We start from the raw sequence: 18728 nt of genomic DNA on the forward strand, positions 1-18728 counted from the left end.
GTTCAGCCGAGGTGCTCCATGGATATCATCGAAACGATTAAAGAGCAGATTGCCAACAACACCATTCTGCTTTACATGAAAGGCTCGCCGAATGCCCCACAGTGTGGCTTCTCCGCGAAAGCTGCGCAGGCTGTGATGGCGTGTGGCGAAAAGTTTGCGTACGTGGACATCCTGCAGAACCCGGAAATCCGCGCCAACCTGCCGAAGTACGCCAACTGGCCGACTTTCCCGCAACTGTGGGTCGGCGGTGAACTGGTCGGCGGTAGCGACATCATGACCGAGATGGCTGCAGACGGTTCGCTGCAAAGCACCATCAAGTCGGCTGTTGAAGCGGCAGCGGCGAACAAGTCCGAAGCCTGACGGCCTTACGCGACAGCTGCTGCTTGTGTAGGAGCTGTCGAGTGAAACGAGGCTGCGATCTTCTGATCTTCAGCCAATAAAAAGCCCCGCCACTCGAAAGAGGGCGGGGCTTTTTAGTGCGTTCGAAAAGTTACTGCAAGTTGCCGGTGCAATCTGAAAAGATCGCGGCCTTCGGCAGCGCTTACTCTTCGCCCATCTGCGATTGCAGATAGTTCTCAAGACCGACTTTATCGATCAGACCCAGCTGGGTTTCCAGCCAGTCGATATGTTCTTCTTCGGATTCGAGAATGTCTTCAAGCAGTTCACGGCTACCGAAGTCACCGACAGTTTCGCAATGTGCGATCGCGGTCTTCAGGTCAGCGTGACCGGTCTTCTCGATACGCAAGTCGCACTCCAGCATTTCCTTGGTGTGCTCGCCGATGTGCAGCTTGCCCAGGTCCTGCACGTTCGGCAGGCCTTCGAGGAACAGGATGCGCTTGATCAGCTTGTCCGCGTGTTTCATCTCGTCGATGGATTCTTTGTATTCGTGTTTGCCGAGCTTGTTCAGGCCCCAATCTTCGTACATGCGCGCATGCAGGAAGTACTGATTGATCGCGACCAGCTCATTGGCAAGGATCTTGTTGAGATGCTGGATGACTGTAATGTCGCCTTTCATGATCGGAGTCCTGCCCTGTATTCGCTGTATATACGGCAGAGTTTGAGCTTCGTACTTATAAGTGTCAAACCTAAGTTATTGAATAATATATGAAAATTAATCGGAATAAGAATGTTTGTGTTCCGCGTCTGGAGCCTAAGCAATTGATTTACAGGCATAAAAAAACCGGACATAAGTCCGGTTCTTTGGAATGGGGTGTTATTACGCAGCGGTAAATTCTACCGGATAGGGGATCGCGGCCTGAGCGGTTTGCAGCTTGGTCAGGGTTTCGCGGACCACTTCCTTGGCAAGGCAGGCACATTTGCCGCATTGGCTGGCGACGCCGGTGGCCTGGCGGACTTCTTTATAGCTGCAGCAACCTTCATAGATCGCTTCGCGGATCTGTCCGTCGGTGACGCCAGTGCAGAGACAAACATACATAAGTGAGAACCGTCGCTGGTTGTGACTCAATTGCGATGGATCTTAATGTTAACGAGAATGATTGTCAAAGTGCTTTCGGAACGCTTCAGCTGATTAACCACCATGACTGACGAACGGTATTTGCTGGCGATTTGCCTGGCCCCGTAAATGCACCACCGTTCTGCGCCTGCTTTGAAAAACCGTTAAGGACAGGCCAAATTCGCAGTGTATGATGGTCGGCCCTTGCGAAGGGGGTTCGTGTCACAGGGCTGTCGCCTGAGGGTGGCAGGCTGGCGCGGACCCTGAACTTCAAGTTTTTACACCAGGAGATATCAATGAGCGTACTCGTAGGCAAACAAGCCCCTGACTTCACCGTCCCGGCCGTACTCGGCAATGGCGAGATCGTTGACAGCTTCACCCTGTCCTCGGCCATCAAAGGCAAATACGGCCTGGTGTTCTTCTACCCACTGGACTTCACCTTCGTCTGCCCGTCCGAGCTGATCGCTCTGGACAACCGCATGGCCGACTTCAAGGCACGCAACGTTGAAGTGATCGCTGTGTCGATCGACTCGCACTTCACTCACAACGCATGGCGCAACACTCCAGTGAACAATGGCGGCATCGGTCAGGTGAAATACACCATGGCTGCCGACATGAAGCACGACATCGCCAAGGCCTACGACGTTGAATCCGAAGGCGGCGTGGCTTTCCGTGGCGCGTTCCTGATCGACGACAAGGGCGTTGTCCGCTCGCAGATCATCAACGACCTGCCGCTGGGCCGTAACATGGAAGAGCTGATCCGTCTGGTCGACGCTCTGCAATTCCACGAAGAGCACGGCGAAGTCTGCCCTGCCAACTGGAAAAAAGGCGACAAAGGCATGAACGCTTCGCCAGAAGGTGTTGCTGCTTACCTGACCGAGAACGCTGCGGCCCTGTAAGGCGCAACGTCGAGGTACAAAAAACCGGCCCACGTGGCCGGTTTTTTTATGCGCGGGATTTACCCGACGACCATCAATCAGTCGTCGAAGTCTTCCCAGCCGCCCATCTGTTTCCAGCGGTTGACGATGCCGCAGAACAGCTCAGCGGTTTTCTCGGTGTCGTAACGTGCCGAGTGCGCCTCACGGCCATCGAAATCGATGTCGGCAGCCTGGCAGGCTTTCGCCAGTACGGTTTGACCGTAGGCCAGACCGGCCAGCGTCGCGGTGTCGAAGCTGGAGAATGGGTGGAACGGGTTGCGCTTCATGTCCAGACGCGCAACGGCCGCGTTGAGGAAGCCAAGGTCGAAGCTGCTGTTGTGACCAACCAGAATCGCGCGCTTGCAGCCGTTGGCCTTCAGCGCCTTGCGGATGCCACGGAAAATGTCGGTCAGCGCAGTTTCTTCGCTGACCGCCATGCGTAGTGGGTGATCGAGCTTGATCCCGGTGAACTCCAGCGCCGCTGCTTCGATGTTGGCGCCTTCGAACGGCTCAACACGGAAGAAGTAGGTGTGGTCCGGGTAAACAAAACCCTTTTCATCCATGGCGATGGTGGTCGCAGCAATCTCCAGCAACGCATCGGTGGCCGAGTTGAAGCCACCGGTTTCTACGTCAACGACAACCGGCAGGTAGCCGCGAAAGCGTGCTGCCATCGGGTGACGGGAACCGCCACCGCCACTTTGACCGTCCAGTTCGTCGTCGAAATGGTCTTCACTCACGCGTGTTCCTCCAGCAGGCGCCAGCGCAGTTTTTCACCGGCGCGCAGCGGGATAACGGTCAGCTCGCCAAACGGCAGGCTGGTCGGGGCGGTCCATTCTTCACGAACCAGGGTGATGCGATCGGTGTTTGCCGGCAGGCCGTAGAACCGCGGGCCGTTGAGGCTGGCGAAGGCTTCGAGCTTGTCCAGCGCGTTACGCTGTTCGAAGGCTTCGGCATACATCTCGATGGCGGCGTACGCGGTGTAGCAGCCGGCGCAGCCACAAGCGGCTTCTTTGGCGTGCTGCGCGTGCGGCGCCGAATCGGTGCCGAGGAAGAACTTCGCACTGCCACTGGTGGCGGCGTCGAGCAGGGCTTCCTGGTGCGTATTGCGCTTGAGGATCGGCAGGCAATAGAAGTGCGGCCGAATCCCGCCCACCAGCATGTGATTGCGGTTGTAGAGCAGGTGATGCGCGGTGATGGTCGCGCCAACGTTGGCCGAAGCCTCGTTGACGAACTGCACGGCGTCGGCGGTGGTGATGTGTTCGAACACCACTTTCAGCGTCGGAAAACGCTCGACCACGCGGCGCATGTGCTCATCGATGAAAATCTTTTCGCGGTCGAACACATCGACGTCGCCACGGGTGACTTCACCGTGGATCAACAGCGGCATGCCGACTTCGGCCATGGCTTCGATTGCCGGCAGAATCTTGTCGATGCTGGTCACGCCGGAATCGGAGTTGGTGGTCGCGCCGGCCGGGTACAGCTTGGCGGCATAGACAAAACCACTGGCCTTGGCTTCACGAATTTCTTCGGGCTGGGTGCGGTCGGTGAGGTACAGCACCATCAGCGGCTCAAAGCGACTGCCGGCCGGGCGGGCAGCGAGAATCCGCTGGCGATAGCCGTCGGCTTCAGCGGCGTTGCGCACCGGAGGTACCAGGTTGGGCATGATGATCGCGCGGCCGAAAGTGCGCGCAACATCGGCAACGGTATTGGTCAACACGGCACCATCGCGAAGATGAATGTGCCAGTCGTCGGGACGCAGCAGGGTCAGGCGGTCGGACATGAGGGGATTCCAGGCGGGTCAAACTGAGGCGAATGCTACCGGAAAAGACTCTTGCAGGCACTCGCTATCAAGTTTTGCGGGAAGCTTCCGATATCCCGTAGGTATGCCGTAAACATAGTGTGAATCGGTCTTTGTGTTTCAGAAGCCAATGGAGCCTCCCGTGCGCCAGCGTTATTTAGCCTTGCTCAGTGTGTTTGCCAGCCTTCCCGCGATGGCGCTCACGTACCAGACCCGTCTGGAGAACATTGAGTGGACGGTCGCCGGCGACAAGTTCGAATGTCGCCTGACCCAGCCGATCACCGATTTCGGCTCGGGCGAGTTCGTGCGCAAGGCGGGCGAGCAGGCGATCTTCCGTCTGAACGCCTACAACGCCATGCTTGGCGGTGGTTCGGCAACGTTGCTGGCAGCCGCTGCGCCTTGGCAGCCAGGGCGTGGTGACATCAATCTGGGCAGCGTCCGGCTCGGCAGCGGCAACGTGCTGTTCAGCAGTTCGCAGTCGCAGGCCGGAGGTCTGATCAGCGGTCTGCTGGACGGGCGCAGCCCGGTTGTACGTCGCGCGTCTGGCGATGGCCGTGTCTCGGAAGTGCGTTTATTGCCGGTGAAATTCAGCAAGGCGTTTAACGACTATCAGACCTGTGTGGCGAAATTGCTGCCGCAGAATTTCGACCAGATCAAGCAGTCGCAGATCGGCTTCCCCGGCGAGGGCGTTGATCTGGACGCCGCCGCCAAGGCCAAGCTGCAAGTGATGCTCGAATTCATGAAGGCCGATCCGACGGTCAATCACATCGAGCTCGATGGCCACTCGGACAACAGCGGCAATCGCCTGACCAACCGTGAACTGTCGCGCCGCCGAGCGCTGGCAGTGGTCGACTTCTTCAAGGCCAACGGCATTCAGGAATCGCAGATCACCGTACGCTTCCATGGCGAGCAATATCCGATCGTGCCGAACACCAATGCGGCCAATCGTGCGAAGAACCGTCGGGTCAATGTCAAACTGGCGCGCGTGGCGCCGACCAGCCCCGCACCTGCGCCTCAAGCGAGTACACCAGCCAGCACTGCAGCAACTTCCTGACCCGCCGGTCATCGTCGCGCTCTCGACAGATTCTGTCGCTTTGTCGTCTTAAGCTGTCGCGCCTCTGTAAATTATCGCGTTTGAGCGGTAGACTCCTCGGCTTTCCGTAGAACCCCGTGGAGTGATGGCATGGCGGACGTAAACAAGGTCGTTCTGGCGTATTCCGGCGGCCTGGACACTTCGGTGATCCTCAAGTGGCTGCAGGATACTTATAACTGTGAAGTGGTGACCTTCACCGCCGATCTCGGTCAAGGCGAAGAGGTCGAGCCGGCCCGCGCCAAGGCCCAGGCCATGGGCGTCAAAGAAATCTACATCGACGATCTGCGCGAAGAATTCGTGCGTGATTTCGTGTACCCGATGTTCCGCGCCAACACCGTTTACGAGGGCGAGTACCTGCTGGGTACTTCCATCGCACGTCCGCTGATCGCCAAACGTCTGATCGAAATCGCCAACGAAACCGGCGCTGACGCCATTTCCCATGGCGCCACCGGCAAGGGCAACGACCAGGTGCGTTTCGAACTGGGTGCCTACGCACTCAAGCCAGGCGTAAAAGTCATTGCACCTTGGCGCGAGTGGGACCTGCTGTCCCGCGAGAAGCTGATGGACTACGCCGAGAAGCATGCGATCCCGATCGAGCGTCACGGCAAGAAGAAGTCCCCGTACTCGATGGACGCCAACCTGCTGCACATCTCCTATGAAGGCGGCGTGCTGGAAGACACCTGGACCGAGCACGAAGAAGACATGTGGAAATGGACCGTCTCCCCGGAGAACGCTCCTGATAAACCACAGTATCTGGAACTGACCTACCGTAACGGCGACATCGTTGCGCTGGACGGCGTCGAAATGACTCCGGCCACCGTGCTGGCAACGCTGAACAAGATCGGTGGCGCTCACGGTATCGGCCGTCTCGACATCGTTGAAAACCGTTACGTCGGCATGAAGTCCCGTGGTTGCTACGAAACCCCGGGCGGCACCATCATGCTGCGCGCTCACCGCGCCATCGAGTCGATCACCCTGGACCGCGAAGTTGCTCACCTGAAAGACGAGCTGATGCCGAAATACGCCAGCCTGATCTACACCGGTTACTGGTGGAGCCCTGAGCGTCTGATGCTGCAACAGATGATCGATGCTTCGCAGGTCAACGTGAACGGTGTCGTTCGCCTGAAGCTGTACAAAGGCAACGTGATCGTCACTGGCCGCAAGTCCGACGACTCGCTGTTCGATGCCAACATCGCGACTTTCGAAGAAGACGGCGGTGCTTACAACCAGGCCGACGCGGCGGGCTTCATCAAGCTCAACGCGCTGCGCATGCGCATTGCGGCCAACAAGGGTCGCAAGCTGTTCTAAGCGTTGCAGACTGACGCGCAATGAAAAGGGCGGCCTTGTCATCGAGACAAGGTCGCCCTTTTTGCATCATTCTTTGCCTATCTCTGATCGAGCCGTGTTCCTGGTCTTCGCGTTCGTGGCTACGACTCATCTTTCATGCCCGTCCCAGCAGCGTCACCGCTTGTGAGCACAGGTTATAAACAATACAAAGCGTTTTGCCTGAGCCTTTTTTAACCTGCTTGATGTGCAGCAGCGCATTTTTCGTCAGTAAAACGTCCGACACATGATTGGAAAGAAACACCACCACACGGACAGTTTTCCTGTCGAGGTTTCGGATATTTTCCAGAATCGTGGCTAATTCTTTTGACGCGTCGACATCTCGCGCATCAATGAGATGCAGGTTGCTGATCCACGCGGGCAACTGGATGTTGTGCTGAACAATCAGACTCGACTTGGTGTTGGTCCCCCCAGGTGGGTCGGGCGCGGTGTGCACTGTGCACGAGACTTTGCATTCCACTGTGGCTGACTCGTTGGGCACGACACAACTTGATAGTTCAAATGTACCTCGCGTGGATGACTCCTGAGTCGAAGTGTTTCGTTTGCTCTCGCGGTCATTGTTGTCGATTGTTTTTAGAAAACTCTTGTCTTTGCCGAAGTCTGAAGGCGAATAAAGAGAGCGGTAGTTAAAGTTTAAAGTAATAAAGAACAGAAATAGCAAATAGAATGGGAAGCTGATCAGAAACCACACGTAAATCTCCCTGTCTTTGTTGTCGAGAAAAGGCAGGGAAACTGCGGCTGATGTTTCCGAGATGGCTGCAAATATGGCAATTACTGTCATTGGGTTAGTGATCTTGTTTTTTATTTTCAGCATGTTTGTACTCTTGTGTCTGGTCTTTCTCATGGTTAATGGTTTGTGTTGGTTGAGAAGTGGGTAGTTGATTTTCAGGTATTTATATTTATAGTAAAAGTATTGGGTCGGGTATAAATATCTTGTTTCAAGTGTTTATATTCTGCTCGCTGTTATCGAGTTCGTGTGTCTGCTATTGCGTTATGTTTGCGGTTTGTAATAAATGTCCTCTGCCGAGCGCAAGCTCAAGGGGGGCGAGGCCGTTTTGGCCAGTGCAGGTCTGCGGCGAGTCACGAACTCGATGTCGTCAGTCGTAGTCTGTAACAAGTTGGAAGAGAACTATTGCTTTGGATGGAGGAGGGAATAACGTCGGATTTTTAGGAGAGTAGCGATTTTTTGTAGGATTAATCCGCGATCGCTGTAGGGGATGTCTCTCGATGCAAGTGCATGATAACCCCGGCATGCCATAGAGCAAGTGACTGGGCTATTGTGCGTGTTCTAAAAATTCGAACAGCGAAACTGGACTTGCCCATGAATAAAGTGCTGATCGTGGATGATCACCCTGTCATTCGTCTTGCGGTACGTATGCTGATGGAACGTCATGGCTACGAAGTCATCGCAGAAACTGATAACGGTGTGGATGCGTTACAACTTGCTCGCGAACAAATGCCGGATATTGTCATTCTGGATATAGGAATACCAAAACTTGATGGTCTGGAAGTTATTGCACGCCTGACGTCGACGGCGATGCCTATTAAAGTACTGGTGTTGACTTCCCAGGCGCCTGGGCACTTTTCAATGCGCTGCATGCAGTCGGGGGCTGCCGGTTATGTCTGTAAACAGCAGGACCTGACCGAGTTGCTCAGCGCAATCAAGGCCGTCTTGTCCGGCTACAGTTATTTTCCCAATCAGGCTTTGCATACAGTGCGTACCAGTCTGGGTAATGCCAGTGAAGCCGACATGGTCGATCGTCTGTCCGGTCGGGAAATGATGGTGTTGCAGCAGTTGGCGCGGGGCAAAACCAACAAGGAAATCGCCGATGGCATGTTTTTGAGCAACAAAACGGTGAGTACCTACAAGACTCGCTTGTTGTTGAAGCTCAATGCTCGCTCCCTGGTTGATCTTATCGAACTGGCGCAGCGTAATGGTCTGGTCTGAATGTATCGATGGCTGACAGGGTCATGGGCCGATCAAACTCAGCTAGCCGCAGAAAGTGAAAAGCCTCCGTTTCGGGAGGCTTTCAAGTATCAGTCATCAAAATCGTACTCGGCCAATTGCTTTTGCAGTCGGCGCTCCTCAAGCAGATTATCGATCGTACGGCGCTTGCTGAGATTGGTCTTGGCGACTTCGAGCACAGGTTCGGCATCATCAGTTTCTGCAGCGATATCGTCATCTACATCCAGTGGCTCTTTGTCGCTACTCATCAGCTAACTCCCGGCTAAGAATGCCTCTGGCGCTCCTTATATCGATATTCCTGCGGCGGGTAAAAAAGATTTTTTCAATCGACTTATCAATTATTCCAATAGCCGGTCAATCGTCCGAAGTTTTGTCCTTGTACTCGCACAAGTCTTCGATCCGGCAGCTGCCGCAGCGTGGCTTGCGGGCCAGACACACATAACGGCCGTGAAGAATCAGCCAGTGATGAGAGTCGAGCAGGAATTCTTTGGGTACGAACTTCATCAGCTTCTTTTCCACTTCAACCACATTTTTACCTGGTGCAATGCCGGTGCGGTTGCTGACCCGAAAGATGTGGGTGTCGACGGCCATGGTCAGTTGCCGGAAAGCCGTATTGAGTACGACGTTGGCGGTCTTGCGGCCCACTCCCGGCAAGGCTTCGAGCTCTTCACGGGTTTGCGGAACCACACTGCCGTGGCGTTCGACCAGCAGGCGGCAGGTTTCGATGACGTTCTTGGCCTTGCTGTTGTAGAGACCGATCGTCTTGATGTATTCCGATAGACCTTCGACCCCTAAAGCGTGGATCGCCGCCGGCGTATTGGCCACCGGAAACAGCTTTGCCGTGGCCTTGTTGACGCCGACGTCAGTCGACTGCGCAGAAAGAATCACGGCGATCAACAGCTCGAACGGCGAGGAGTAGGCCAGCTCAGTCTTCGGCTCCGGATTGTCTTCGTGCAGGCGGCGGAAAATCTCCAGACGTTTTGCAGCATTCATGGGCGATGCGTTTCCTTGGATATCGAGTTCGGGCGAATCAACGCCTGGCGCGCCGCCAACAGCAGCGCCAACAAAATAAAAGCACCGGGGATCAAGGTGATCAGGTGCAGCCCTTCGCTAAATACAACAAAACCTGGCCAGTCTTCGGACAGCCCCCGGCCGAGACTACCGTGACCGATGAGTTCACGCAGCCCGGCGAGCAGCAACATCAATCCGCCGAACATGCCGCAGAGTTTCAAGCGCTCGACCAGCGATGAGCGCCAGAAGCCATTGTGTTCCAGTACCACGCATTGCAAGGCGATCAGGCCGGTATAGAGGCCGAATGTTTGCTGCCAGGGCAGAAACCAGCGTTGCGCCAACAGGTCTGCACAACTGCTGAAGGTCGCGGCGAGCAGCAGGCCAGCCAGCAATGCGCTCGTGCCAGTGAGGCGAGCGCGTAAAACAGGCATGCACAGGCCATACAGACCCACGACACTGGCGAACATCAATAATGCCCCCAGTGCGCCTGCCAAGGAGTTACTGGTGCCAAGCAGCAGTGTCAGCATCAAAGCATTCGAAAGGGCTGCCGAGCGGTTCATGTTCCGCTCCCCAGCAGTGCCGACCGATGTTCATCGAAGTAGCGCAGCGCATCATGGATAGCGTTGATCGCCGCGCGCGAGGTGATGGTCGCACCGGCGATTTGATCAAATTGTCCTTGATCCTTTTTCAGCGCCCAGCCTGCATCGGTCGGCTCTTTGGCTGATTGGCCGGTAAACGTTTGCAGCCAGGCATTCGGCCAGTCACCCAGATGCCCGCCGAGTGCCGGGGTTTCGGTCTGTTCAAGGGTTTTCACCGCCAATAATTTGCCGGTGGTATCGATGGCGATCAACAGCTCAATGGCACCCGCATAACCCTGGGTCTGACTGCGCAACAGTATCGCGACGGCCTGGCCGTCTCGGGTCGCGCGATAGCCGCCCGACAAGGTGCTGTGACTCAGGGTGGTGTCTGTCAAAGCCAGAGGCTGTTCCAGCGGTTGATTGTCGTAGGTCTCGAGCGGGAGCAGGTCGAGCAGTTTGCGGCTTTCGATCAAACGCTGTTCGGCGGCAATCTGCGGTGCGTTAATGCGCTGTACGAAGTAGGTCGCGCCGATGCCGATCACCGCCAACAGCAGCACAATAAACGCGCTCGCCGTACGATTCATGGCCTCACCTCAACCTGACGGTCAGTGGCAAATCGCTCCAGCGCCGGCACGCAAAGATTCATCAGCAGCACCGCAAACGCCACGCCATCCGGATACCCACCCCAGGTGCGAATCAAATAAGTCAGCAGCCCGACCCCGATGCCGAACAGCAGGCGGGCGAGCGCGGTTTTAGCTCCCGAGACCGGTTCTGTGATGATGAAGAACGCGCCCAGCATGGTCGCGCCACTGAGCAGGTGGAAAAGCGGCGACCCCTGCGAATCCGACCCGGAACCATTCCAGAACAGCAGGCTGACGACAAATAGACTGGCGAGCATGCCTGCCGGTGCGTGCCAATCGAAGACCCGGCGTTGCAGCAAAAACAAGCCGCCGGCGAGAAACGCCAGATTCACCCATTCCACACCGTGGCCGCCAAAGCGACCGAACGCCGGATTGCTGGCGAACAATTCGTCCATGGTCAGGCTTTTGTTGATGCGCAGGCTGTCCAGCACCGTGGCCTGCGCCCAAGCGTCCGGCGCCTGGCCTGCGCCGAATACCTGTTGAAACGTTGCCGTCAGATCCAGGCCATGGGCCGGCCAATGGGTCATCGGCTGCGGGAACATCACCATGGCCAAGGCAAACCCGAGCATCGCCGGATTGAACGGATTTCTACCAACGCCACCGTACACGTGCTTGCCAAACAACAGACCCGAGGCAATCGCCGTTACCGTCAGCCACCACGGGCAATAAGGTGGCAGGGCGGCGGCCAGCAATGTCGCGCTGACCAGCGCACTGCCGTCGCTGAGTGTCGGCTGCATTGGCTGTCGACGCAGGCGAAGGACAGCTGCCTCGACCATCAACGCGGTGACGATAGCCAACATCAAGTTGATCAACACGCCCCAGCCGTACAACCAGAACAGCGTCAGCAGCCCCGGCAAGGCGGCGAGCAGCACCCGTTTCATCGCCTGTTGCAGGCGGTCTTCGGGTGCCTCAAGGGGCGACATGATCTTGCACCTGGCGCTCGGCGTCTTGCAGGCGGGCGCGGGCCTTGTCGAGGGTTTCACTGGGCGTGTCGGCGCGACGTTCGAGTTTATTGAGGTCCGCGCGGGCGTAGGCCAATTCGGTTTTCAACTGGCGAAGCTGGCTGTCGATAGGGCGTTTTTCGACGCGCACCAGGTCAGGCAAAGGTTGATCGCTGGTGGCTTCGGCGGCGTGCAGGGCCTGCTCGGCATCGCTTAATGCTTGTTCCAGCGCGGCGATCTGCTCCGGCGCCGCTTCGGCGGTTTGGGCTTTTTTCAGATCAGCGCGGCGCATGGCCAACTGGATCTTCGCCCGTTTCAGATCGGCGTCTTTGGCAGGGGCAGGCACTGTGGGTGCTGGCGCAGCGCTGCTTTCAACGGCCGCCAGAGCCTGTTCGGCCGCTTCGAACTGCTGCTGCAACACGATCAGTTGGGTCTGCTGCTCGAACGTTGGCGGATGGCCGAAAGCTTTCAACGATTTGTGCAATTGCGCACGGCTCATGGCCACATCGATCTTGGCTTTCTTCAGCGCCGCATCAGCGGTCGCCGCTTTCTGCGCACGCACCCGTTCCAGTGCTGCCTGTACCGGATCGGTTGCAGTCACTTCAGGTTGCGCCGCCCGTTTTGCCCGCGCTTCACGCTCTGCCTGCTTTTGTTGTTCTTCGCGTTGCAAGCGCTGGTTTCGACGCTCGAAACGTTGACGCGCGTGGTCGCGTTTGGCCGCCCGTGCGCGCTGTTCTTCAAGACTGAATGCCAGACCGCCAACCACCGGCAACGTGCTCGGTGGCAATGGATGCATTTCGATGCAATCCACCGGGCACGGCGCAACACACAGGTCGCAACCGGTGCATTCGTCAATGATCACCGTGTGCATCAGTTTCGCCGCGCCGACAATCGCGTCGATCGGGCAGGCCTGGATGCACTTGGTGCAGCCAATGCATTCGGCTTCACGGATGAACGCCACTTGCGGCGGCGCTGCGCCGCGACTGATGTCCAGTTCCAGCACCGGCACTTTCAACAGTTCAGCCAGCGCGGCAATGGTTTCGTCACCGCCCGGCGGGCACTTGTTGATCGGCTCGCCTGCGACGATGCCTTGCGCATACGGCTTGCACCCGGGGTGGCCGCACTTGCCGCATTGGGTCTGCGGCAGGAGGGCATCGATGCGTTGAATCAGACTCATGTTTTGATCAGTCCACTGAATCCGAGAAAAATCACTGCGATCAGTCCGGCGCTGATCAAATCGATCGGCAAGCCACGAAAGGGCAGGGGAATATCGTTGTCGGCCGTACGTTCACGCAAATCCTGGAACAGGCTCAGTACCAGCCAGAAACCCAGACCGGCACCGAGGCTCAAAGCGGTCGCCTGCAGCAGGCCCCGATCGTTTTGCGCGTTGATCAGTGCCAGCCCGAGCACGCCGGCATTGCCCAGCAACAATGGCCACAAACCTTCGAAGGGCAGATTCGGCAGCCTGCGCGCGAGCAGCTTCAACAGTGGCGCAATCAGCAACACGCTCAACGGCAGAAACACAAACAGGCGCAGCGTCTCAAGTTGCAACGGCACCAACAGCCAATGCCAGATCGCATAACCCGGCACACCGACAACCAACATCAGGCACAACGTCGCGAGCCCCAACGCATGCACCTGACGACGACTGGCCGCCAACAGCGGATCGACGCCCAGCGGCCAGTGCAACACGAAGTTGTTGAGCAGCGCAGCACTGATAAGCGTAAGCACGAGTTCGGTCATGGTTCTGCCAGCGAAACGGGCGGGTGTCTCTTAAGGTTAGGCATTATCCGGCCAGATATGAAAAATCCCACAGGCATGCCGGGCACGCCTGTGGGATCAATTCACCGCCGAGTGTTACTTGATGCGTTGACCCGGCTTGGCGCCGCTGTCAGGGCTCAACAGGTAGATTTCTTCACCGCCAGGGCCGGCTGCCATCACCATGCCTTCGGAGATACCGAACTTCATTTTCCGTGGCTTGAGGTTGGCGATCATCATGGTCAGTCGACCGTCGAGTTTGGACGGATCCGGGTAGGCGCTCTTGATCCCCGAGAACACGTTGCGTTGCTCGTCACCGATGTCGAGGGTCAGACGCAGCAGCTTGTCAGCACCTTCCACGTGTTCGGCCTTGACGATCAGTGCGACGCGCAGGTCGATCGCGGCAAAGGCATCGAAGTCGATTTCCGGCGACAGCGGATCCTTGGCCAGTTCGCCATTGCCGGCTGGGGCGGCGGCGCCGGTGTCGGTCTGGCTGGCGGTCAGGTCTTCTTTCGAGGCGTCGCTCATGGCTTGTACTTTTACCGGGTCGATGCGGGTCATCAACGGCTTGAATTCGTTGAGCTGGTGGTTGGCCAGCAGCGTGGTGTGGTCGTTCCAGGTCAGCGGGGCGACGTTGAGGAACGCCTCGGCATCGGCGGCCAGCAGCGGCAGCACCGGCTTGAGGAAGATCACCAGTTGGCGGAACAGATTGATGGCGGTGGCGCAGATCGCCTGGACTTCATCCTGTTTGCCTTCCTGCTTGTTCAGCGACCACGGTGCTTTGTCGGCGATCCACGCGTTGGCGCGGTCGGCCAAGGCCATGGTTTCACGCATGGCGCGGGCGAAATCACGGGCCTCGTAGGCGTCGGCAATGCTTGGCGCGGCAGCGAGGAACGCCTCGGTCAGCTCCGGCGCGGCATTGGTGCCGACCAGCAGGCCGGCGTTACCTTTCTGAATGAAACCGGCGCAACGGCTGGCAATGTTGACCACTTTGCCGACCAGGTCGGAGTTGACCTTCTGCACGAAGTCTTCGAGGTTCAGGTCGAGGTCATCGACGCCACGGCCCAGTTTGGCCGCGTAGTAGTAACGCAGGTATTCCGGCGACAGGTGATCCAGATACGTACGGGCCTTGATGAAGGTGCCGCGCGACTTGGACATTTTCTGGCCGTTGACGGTCAGGTAGCCGTGTACGTTGATGCCGGTCGGCTTGCGGTAACCGGCGCCTTCAAGCATCGCTGGCCAGAACAGCGCGTGGAAGTTGACGATGTCCTTGCCGATGAAGTGGTACAGCTCGGCGGTGGAATCCTTGGCCCAGAACGCGTCGAAATCCAGCTCCGGCGTGCGGTCGCAAAGGTTCTTGAAGCTGGCCATGTAGCCGATCGGCGCATCCAGCCACACGTAGAAATACTTGCCCGGCTCGCCCGGGATCTCGAAACCGAAGTACGGCGCATCGCGGGAGATGTCCCACTGCTGCAGGCCGGCGTCCAGCCATTCGGCGATCTTGTTGGCGACGGCGTCTTGCAGGGTGCCACTGCGGGTCCAGGTCTGCAGCATTTGCTGAAAGTCTGGCAGTTTGAAGAAGAAGTGCTGGGAATCCTTGAGCACCGGGGTGGCGCCAGAGATCGCCGACTTCGGATCTTTCAGGTCGGTCGGGGCGTAGGTCGCACCACATTTTTCGCAGTTGTCGCCGTACTGGTCTTCGGTGCCACATTTCGGGCAGGTGCCCTTGATGAAGCGGTCGGCCAGGAACATTTTCTTTTCCGGGTCGAAATACTGGGTGATCGAGCGCTGGGCGATGTGCCCGGCGTCACGCAGCTTGATGTAGATCTGGCTCGACAGCTCACGGTTTTCTTCGGCGTGAGTGGAGTGGAAGTTGTCGAAATCAACCAGGAACTCGGCAAAGTCGGCGCTGTGTTCAGCCTGCACATTGGCGATCAGTTGTTCCGGGGTGATGCCTTCCTTTTCCGCGCGCAGCATGATCGCCGAACCGTGGGCGTCGTCGGCGCAGACATAAATGCATTGATTGCCGCGATGCTTCTGGAAGCGCACCCACATATCGGTCTGGATATATTCCAGCATATGGCCAAGGTGAATCGAACCGTTGGCGTAGGGCAGGGCGCTGGTGACGAGGATCTTGCGTGGTTCGGACATGTGGGGCTTCGCTACTTGATGAAACGGAGGTCGGCCACTATAAAGCGCCGGGCAAGATATTTCACCCCTGCAAATCGTTGCCGGGCGTGCCGTCCGGAGGATAGAAGGGGTAGGATACCCGCCATCTTTTCCCAGTCTTGTTATCGGAGTTGCCCATGAGCGCCGTCACTCGCGCAGCGGTGGAAGCCGTCCTCAGCCAATACACCGACCCTTACCTGAACCAGGACCCGGTCAGCGCCGGTTGCGTGAAGCACATCGAGATCGTCGGTGACCGCGTCAACGTGCAGCTGGAAATCGGTTACGCCGCCGGTCTGTTCAAGAGCGGCTGGGCGCAACTGCTGCAAATGGCCATCGAAAACCTCGACGGCGTGGTGATCGCCAAGGTTGAAGTGAACAGTGTTATCGCTGCGCACAAGGCGCAGGCGCAGATTCCGGGGCTGGCCAACGTCAAGAACGTGGTCGCCGTGGCGTCGGGCAAGGGCGGCGTGGGCAAGTCGACCACCGCCGCCAACCTCGCGCTGGCCCTGGCCCGTGAAGGCGCCAAAGTGGGGATTCTCGACGCTGATATCTACGGCCCGAGCCAAGGCATCATGTTCGGCATTCCCGAGCGCACCCGCCCTGAGGTCAAGGACCAGAAGTGGTTCGTGCCGCTCAAGGCTCACGGCGTTGAGGTCATGTCGATGGCGTTCCTGACCGACGACAACACGCCGATGGTCTGGCGCGGGCCGATGGTCTCCGGCGCCTTGCTGCAACTGGTCACGCAAACCGCGTGGGGCGATCTGGATTATCTGGTCATCGACATGCCACCGGGCACTGGCGATATCCAGCTGACCCTGGCGCAGAAAGTCCCGGTGGCCGGCGCAGTGATCGTCACCACGCCACAGGATCTGGCACTGCTGGACGCACGCAAAGGCGTGGAAATGTTCCGCAAGGTCAACATTCCGGTGCTGGGCGTGGTGGAAAACATGGCCGTGCACATCTGCTCGAACTGCGGGCATGCCGAGCATCTGTTCGGTGAGGGCGGTGGTGAGAAACTGGCGACCCAGTACGGCGTAGAGCTGCTGGCGTCGCTGCCGCTGTCGATGTTGATCCGCGAGCAGGCTGATGGCGGCAAGCCAACGGTGATCGCCGAGCCGGACAGCCAGATTGCCATGGTTTATCAGGAGCTCGCCCGCCACGTCGGCGCGCGGATTGTGTTGCAGGAAGCGGCGACACCGGCGATGCCGAACATCACCATCAGCGACGATTGATGCATCCGCAACACTGAATAAACCTGTAGGAGTGAGCCTGCTCGCGATAGCGGAATACCATTCAACAGATTTGTTGAATGAATGACTGCAATCGCGAGCAGGCTCACTCCTACACGGGTTTTGTGGTGGGGGTTAGATCCGCAACCCGCCATCCATCTCCAGAATCCGCCCGGTGTAATAGTCGTTTTCGAAGATATACGCCGCCGAGTGCGCAATCTCTTCCGGCTTGCCCATGCGCTTGAGCGGAATCCCCGAAGTCATCTTCTCCAGCGCTTCCGGCTTCATGCCCAGGGTCATCTCGGTTTCGATGAAGCCCGGCGCAATCCCCGCCACGCGAATGCCGTAACGCGCCAGCTCCTTGGCCCAGGTCACTGTCGCTGCAGCAACACCGGCCTTGGCCGCCGAATAGTTGGTCTGGCCAACGTTGCCCGCCCGCGAGATCGACGAAATATTGATGATCGCGCCGCTGGTCTTCAGCTCGACCATTTTCGCCGCCACCTCACGGGTGCAGAGGAACACGCCGGTCAGGTTGACGTCGATCACGGCCTGCCACTGTGCCAGGCTCATCTTGGTCATTTCGCCGTCCTTGACCTTTAGCAGCAGGCCATCACGGAGGATCCCGGCGTTGTTGATCAGGCCGTGGATCGCACCGAAATCGGCAGCAACCTGAGCGACCATGTGCTCGACCTGCTCTTCATTGGCGACGTTGCACAGATAGCTGCGCGCCTCGACGCCCTTGGCCTTGCAAGCCGCGACCGCGTCGTCGAGCTTTTCCTGATTGAGGTCGACGAGGGCGAGCTTCGCGCCTTTGCCGGCGAAATACTCGGCCATCGAACGGCCCAAACCCTGGCAACCGCCAGTGATAATGATTACTTTGTCGTTGAGTTGCATTCGCATGCCCCGATAGCAGGTCTGAGTAGTTTTTGTTTTCAGCGACTCTCGATCTGCACCGGCCGTGGCTGGTTTGCACATGAGAATTGCCCGCTGGCGTGACGGGGACTTGATCCCGGGCGCCCGTCCGTTTTTTCGACGGATACTATTTAAGGAGTCATAAATTGAGCGTTGAAGTGGCGAAGAATGCCCGAGAATTGCTTCTCAAGGAATACCGTGGAGTGCTGTCGACGCACTCCAAATCGATGCCCGGTTTTCCTTTTGGCTCCGTGGTGCCGTACTGCCTGGACGAGCAGGGCCGGCCGCTGATCCTGATCAGCCGCATCGCCCAGCACACCCACAACCTGCAAAAAGACCCGAAATGCTCGATGCTCGTCGGCGAGCGCGAGGCCGATGATGTGCAAGCCGTTGGTCGCCTGACCTATCTGGCCGAAGCGCAAAAGCTCGAAGACGCAGCTGCCATCGAAGCTGCCGCCGAGCGTTACTACCGTTACTTCCCGGATTCGCAGAACTACCACAAGGCCCACGATTTCGACTTCTGGGTATTGAACCCGGTGCGTCACCGCTACATCGGCGGTTTCGGCGCGATTCACTGGATCGATCAACTGACCCTGGCCAATCCGTTTGCCGGCAAGGCCGAAATCAGCATGGTCGAACACATGAACAGCGATCACGCCAAAGCCATCGCGCACTACGTCGACCTTGCCGGTCTGCCGAAAACTGTACCGGCGCAACTGGCCGGGATCGACACCGAAGGCATGCACCTGCGCATCGGTCAGGCGCTGTACTGGTTGCCGTTTCCGGCACCTTGTAATACGCCGACACAAGTGCGCGAAGCCCTGGTTTCATTGGCTCACGCCGAGGTCTGGGGAAAAAATTCAGTGGCCGATGCTTGAATTCACGAAAGGGCGACGTCATCTAAGGCTTACTGCAAGG

Annotated in this window: 21 protein-coding genes; 7 read left to right on the forward strand and 14 right to left on the reverse strand. The window is 57.9% G+C overall.

Going from position 1 to position 18728, the window contains the following annotated elements; genetic code table 11:
• Positions 1-18 precede the first annotated feature (18 nt).
• Positions 19-360, forward strand: a complete 342-nt coding sequence (gene grxD / locus KBP52_RS24610) for a Grx4 family monothiol glutaredoxin (RefSeq protein WP_008079424.1) — start codon at positions 19-21, stop codon at positions 358-360.
• A gap of 181 nt (positions 361-541) precedes the next feature.
• Here the strand turns inward: grxD and bfr are convergent, their stop codons facing one another.
• Together bfr and KBP52_RS24620 are read right to left on the reverse strand one after the other, a co-directional pair.
• The gene (bfr, locus tag KBP52_RS24615; protein WP_007916671.1) at positions 542-1015 is read right to left on the reverse strand and encodes a bacterioferritin; all 474 of its coding nucleotides are present in this window, start codon (positions 1013-1015) and stop codon (positions 542-544) included.
• Between the two features lie 201 nt (positions 1016-1216).
• Positions 1217-1435, reverse strand: a complete 219-nt coding sequence (locus tag KBP52_RS24620; RefSeq protein ID WP_003227725.1) for a bacterioferritin-associated ferredoxin — start codon at positions 1433-1435, stop codon at positions 1217-1219.
• 314 nt (positions 1436-1749) lie between these two features.
• Between KBP52_RS24620 and KBP52_RS24625 the strand changes: the two genes are divergently transcribed.
• Positions 1750-2352, forward strand: coding sequence for a peroxiredoxin (locus KBP52_RS24625; RefSeq protein WP_003227723.1), 603 nt, complete (start codon positions 1750-1752; stop codon positions 2350-2352).
• Positions 2353-2429: 77 nt separating this feature from the next.
• Here the strand turns inward: KBP52_RS24625 and rnt are convergent, their stop codons facing one another.
• Both rnt and pyrC read right to left on the reverse strand, forming a co-directional pair.
• Entirely contained in the window at positions 2430-3107 is a 678-nt protein-coding gene (gene rnt / locus KBP52_RS24630; RefSeq protein WP_007916667.1) for a ribonuclease T, read from the reverse strand.
• Positions 3104-4150 (reverse strand): dihydroorotase, encoded by a 1047-nt coding sequence (pyrC, locus tag KBP52_RS24635; RefSeq protein WP_008079419.1) that lies wholly within the window; start codon positions 4148-4150, stop codon positions 3104-3106. The genes rnt and pyrC overlap by 4 nt, the downstream gene beginning before the upstream one ends.
• 160 nt (positions 4151-4310) lie before the next feature.
• Here pyrC and KBP52_RS24640 point away from each other — a divergent pair, with 160 nt between their 5' ends.
• Positions 4311-5222, forward strand: coding sequence for an OmpA family protein (locus tag KBP52_RS24640; RefSeq protein ID WP_016986655.1), 912 nt, complete (start codon positions 4311-4313; stop codon positions 5220-5222).
• Between the two features lie 129 nt (positions 5223-5351).
• Complete coding sequence (locus KBP52_RS24645; RefSeq protein WP_016986656.1) at positions 5352-6569, forward strand: argininosuccinate synthase; 1218 nt, start codon at positions 5352-5354, stop codon at positions 6567-6569.
• Positions 6570-6702: 133 nt separating this feature from the next.
• Here KBP52_RS24645 and KBP52_RS24650 read toward each other — a convergent pair whose 3' ends face one another.
• A complete protein-coding gene (locus tag KBP52_RS24650; RefSeq protein WP_212621153.1) occupies positions 6703-7419 on the reverse strand; it encodes a hypothetical protein in 717 nt (238 codons plus the stop codon).
• A 507-nt stretch (positions 7420-7926) separates the two neighbouring features.
• Between KBP52_RS24650 and KBP52_RS24655 the strand changes: the two genes are divergently transcribed.
• Positions 7927-8553: a response regulator transcription factor gene (locus KBP52_RS24655; RefSeq protein ID WP_007916656.1), complete on the forward strand. Its 627-nt coding sequence runs from the start codon at positions 7927-7929 to the stop codon at positions 8551-8553.
• A gap of 89 nt (positions 8554-8642) precedes the next feature.
• On the opposite strand, the gene KBP52_RS24660 is transcribed toward KBP52_RS24655, so the two are convergent.
• The 8 genes from KBP52_RS24660 to metG form a co-directional block, all read right to left on the reverse strand.
• Positions 8643-8819 carry a hypothetical protein gene (locus KBP52_RS24660; protein WP_176091769.1) on the reverse strand — a complete coding sequence of 59 codons (177 nt, stop codon included), beginning with the start codon at positions 8817-8819 and terminating at the stop codon, positions 8643-8645.
• Positions 8820-8925: 106 nt separating this feature from the next.
• Entirely contained in the window at positions 8926-9564 is a 639-nt protein-coding gene (gene nth, locus KBP52_RS24665) for an endonuclease III (RefSeq protein ID WP_077574364.1), read from the reverse strand.
• A complete protein-coding gene (locus KBP52_RS24670) occupies positions 9561-10142 on the reverse strand; it encodes an Rnf-Nqr domain containing protein (protein ID WP_212621154.1) in 582 nt (193 codons plus the stop codon). The genes nth and KBP52_RS24670 overlap by 4 nt, the downstream gene beginning before the upstream one ends.
• Positions 10139-10744 carry an RnfABCDGE type electron transport complex subunit G gene (locus KBP52_RS24675; protein ID WP_212621155.1) on the reverse strand — a complete coding sequence of 202 codons (606 nt, stop codon included), beginning with the start codon at positions 10742-10744 and terminating at the stop codon, positions 10139-10141. The genes KBP52_RS24670 and KBP52_RS24675 overlap by 4 nt, the downstream gene beginning before the upstream one ends.
• A complete protein-coding gene (locus KBP52_RS24680; protein ID WP_212621156.1) occupies positions 10741-11724 on the reverse strand; it encodes an RnfABCDGE type electron transport complex subunit D in 984 nt (327 codons plus the stop codon). Before KBP52_RS24680 ends, KBP52_RS24675 begins: the two co-directional genes overlap by 4 nt.
• Positions 11711-12919: an electron transport complex subunit RsxB gene (gene rsxB, locus KBP52_RS24685; RefSeq protein ID WP_137219166.1), complete on the reverse strand. Its 1209-nt coding sequence runs from the start codon at positions 12917-12919 to the stop codon at positions 11711-11713. Before rsxB ends, KBP52_RS24680 begins: the two co-directional genes overlap by 14 nt.
• Positions 12916-13485 (reverse strand): Rnf-Nqr domain containing protein, encoded by a 570-nt coding sequence (locus KBP52_RS24690; protein ID WP_116030036.1) that lies wholly within the window; start codon positions 13483-13485, stop codon positions 12916-12918. The genes rsxB and KBP52_RS24690 overlap by 4 nt, the downstream gene beginning before the upstream one ends.
• Positions 13486-13599: 114 nt before the next feature.
• Positions 13600-15651 (reverse strand): methionine--tRNA ligase, encoded by a 2052-nt coding sequence (metG, locus tag KBP52_RS24695; RefSeq protein WP_212621157.1) that lies wholly within the window; start codon positions 15649-15651, stop codon positions 13600-13602.
• A 155-nt stretch (positions 15652-15806) separates the two neighbouring features.
• Between metG and apbC the strand changes: the two genes are divergently transcribed.
• Positions 15807-16901 carry an iron-sulfur cluster carrier protein ApbC gene (gene apbC, locus KBP52_RS24700; RefSeq protein WP_077574358.1) on the forward strand — a complete coding sequence of 365 codons (1095 nt, stop codon included), beginning with the start codon at positions 15807-15809 and terminating at the stop codon, positions 16899-16901.
• 132 nt (positions 16902-17033) lie between these two features.
• On the opposite strand, the gene KBP52_RS24705 is transcribed toward apbC, so the two are convergent.
• Positions 17034-17792 (reverse strand): SDR family oxidoreductase, encoded by a 759-nt coding sequence (locus tag KBP52_RS24705; RefSeq protein WP_064391936.1) that lies wholly within the window; start codon positions 17790-17792, stop codon positions 17034-17036.
• A gap of 164 nt (positions 17793-17956) precedes the next feature.
• On the opposite strand from KBP52_RS24705, the gene KBP52_RS24710 reads away from it, so the two are divergent.
• Positions 17957-18688 (forward strand): DUF2470 domain-containing protein, encoded by a 732-nt coding sequence (locus KBP52_RS24710; protein ID WP_212621158.1) that lies wholly within the window; start codon positions 17957-17959, stop codon positions 18686-18688.
• Positions 18689-18728 lie beyond the last annotated feature (40 nt).

It is taken from the genome of Pseudomonas sp. SCA2728.1_7 (genome assembly GCF_018138145.1).
Classification (GTDB): Bacteria; Pseudomonadota; Gammaproteobacteria; order Pseudomonadales; family Pseudomonadaceae; genus Aquipseudomonas; species Aquipseudomonas koreensis_A.

What these genes read in the sequence shown, in the direction of transcription:
- grxD (WP_008079424.1), top strand. Translation starts at nt 19, where the DNA reads ATGGATATCATCGAAACGATTAAAGAGCAGATTGCCAACAACACCATT.
- bfr (WP_007916671.1), bottom strand. Translation starts at nt 1,015, where the DNA reads ATGAAAGGCGACATTACAGTCATCCAGCATCTCAACAAGATCCTTGCC.
- KBP52_RS24620 (WP_003227725.1), bottom strand. Translation starts at nt 1,435, where the DNA reads ATGTATGTTTGTCTCTGCACTGGCGTCACCGACGGACAGATCCGCGAA.
- KBP52_RS24625 (WP_003227723.1), top strand. Translation starts at nt 1,750, where the DNA reads ATGAGCGTACTCGTAGGCAAACAAGCCCCTGACTTCACCGTCCCGGCC.
- pyrC (WP_008079419.1), bottom strand. Translation starts at nt 4,150, where the DNA reads ATGTCCGACCGCCTGACCCTGCTGCGTCCCGACGACTGGCACATTCAT.
- KBP52_RS24645 (WP_016986656.1), top strand. Translation starts at nt 5,352, where the DNA reads ATGGCGGACGTAAACAAGGTCGTTCTGGCGTATTCCGGCGGCCTGGAC.
- KBP52_RS24650 (WP_212621153.1), bottom strand. Translation starts at nt 7,419, where the DNA reads ATGCTGAAAATAAAAAACAAGATCACTAACCCAATGACAGTAATTGCC.
- KBP52_RS24655 (WP_007916656.1), top strand. Translation starts at nt 7,927, where the DNA reads ATGAATAAAGTGCTGATCGTGGATGATCACCCTGTCATTCGTCTTGCG.
- KBP52_RS24660 (WP_176091769.1), bottom strand. Translation starts at nt 8,819, where the DNA reads ATGAGTAGCGACAAAGAGCCACTGGATGTAGATGACGATATCGCTGCA.
- nth (WP_077574364.1), bottom strand. Translation starts at nt 9,564, where the DNA reads ATGAATGCTGCAAAACGTCTGGAGATTTTCCGCCGCCTGCACGAAGAC.
- KBP52_RS24670 (WP_212621154.1), bottom strand. Translation starts at nt 10,142, where the DNA reads ATGAACCGCTCGGCAGCCCTTTCGAATGCTTTGATGCTGACACTGCTG.
- KBP52_RS24675 (WP_212621155.1), bottom strand. Translation starts at nt 10,744, where the DNA reads ATGAATCGTACGGCGAGCGCGTTTATTGTGCTGCTGTTGGCGGTGATC.
- KBP52_RS24680 (WP_212621156.1), bottom strand. Translation starts at nt 11,724, where the DNA reads ATGTCGCCCCTTGAGGCACCCGAAGACCGCCTGCAACAGGCGATGAAA.
- rsxB (WP_137219166.1), bottom strand. Translation starts at nt 12,919, where the DNA reads ATGAGTCTGATTCAACGCATCGATGCCCTCCTGCCGCAGACCCAATGC.
- KBP52_RS24690 (WP_116030036.1), bottom strand. Translation starts at nt 13,485, where the DNA reads ATGACCGAACTCGTGCTTACGCTTATCAGTGCTGCGCTGCTCAACAAC.
- metG (WP_212621157.1), bottom strand. Translation starts at nt 15,651, where the DNA reads ATGTCCGAACCACGCAAGATCCTCGTCACCAGCGCCCTGCCCTACGCC.
- apbC (WP_077574358.1), top strand. Translation starts at nt 15,807, where the DNA reads ATGAGCGCCGTCACTCGCGCAGCGGTGGAAGCCGTCCTCAGCCAATAC.
- KBP52_RS24705 (WP_064391936.1), bottom strand. Translation starts at nt 17,792, where the DNA reads ATGCAACTCAACGACAAAGTAATCATTATCACTGGCGGTTGCCAGGGT.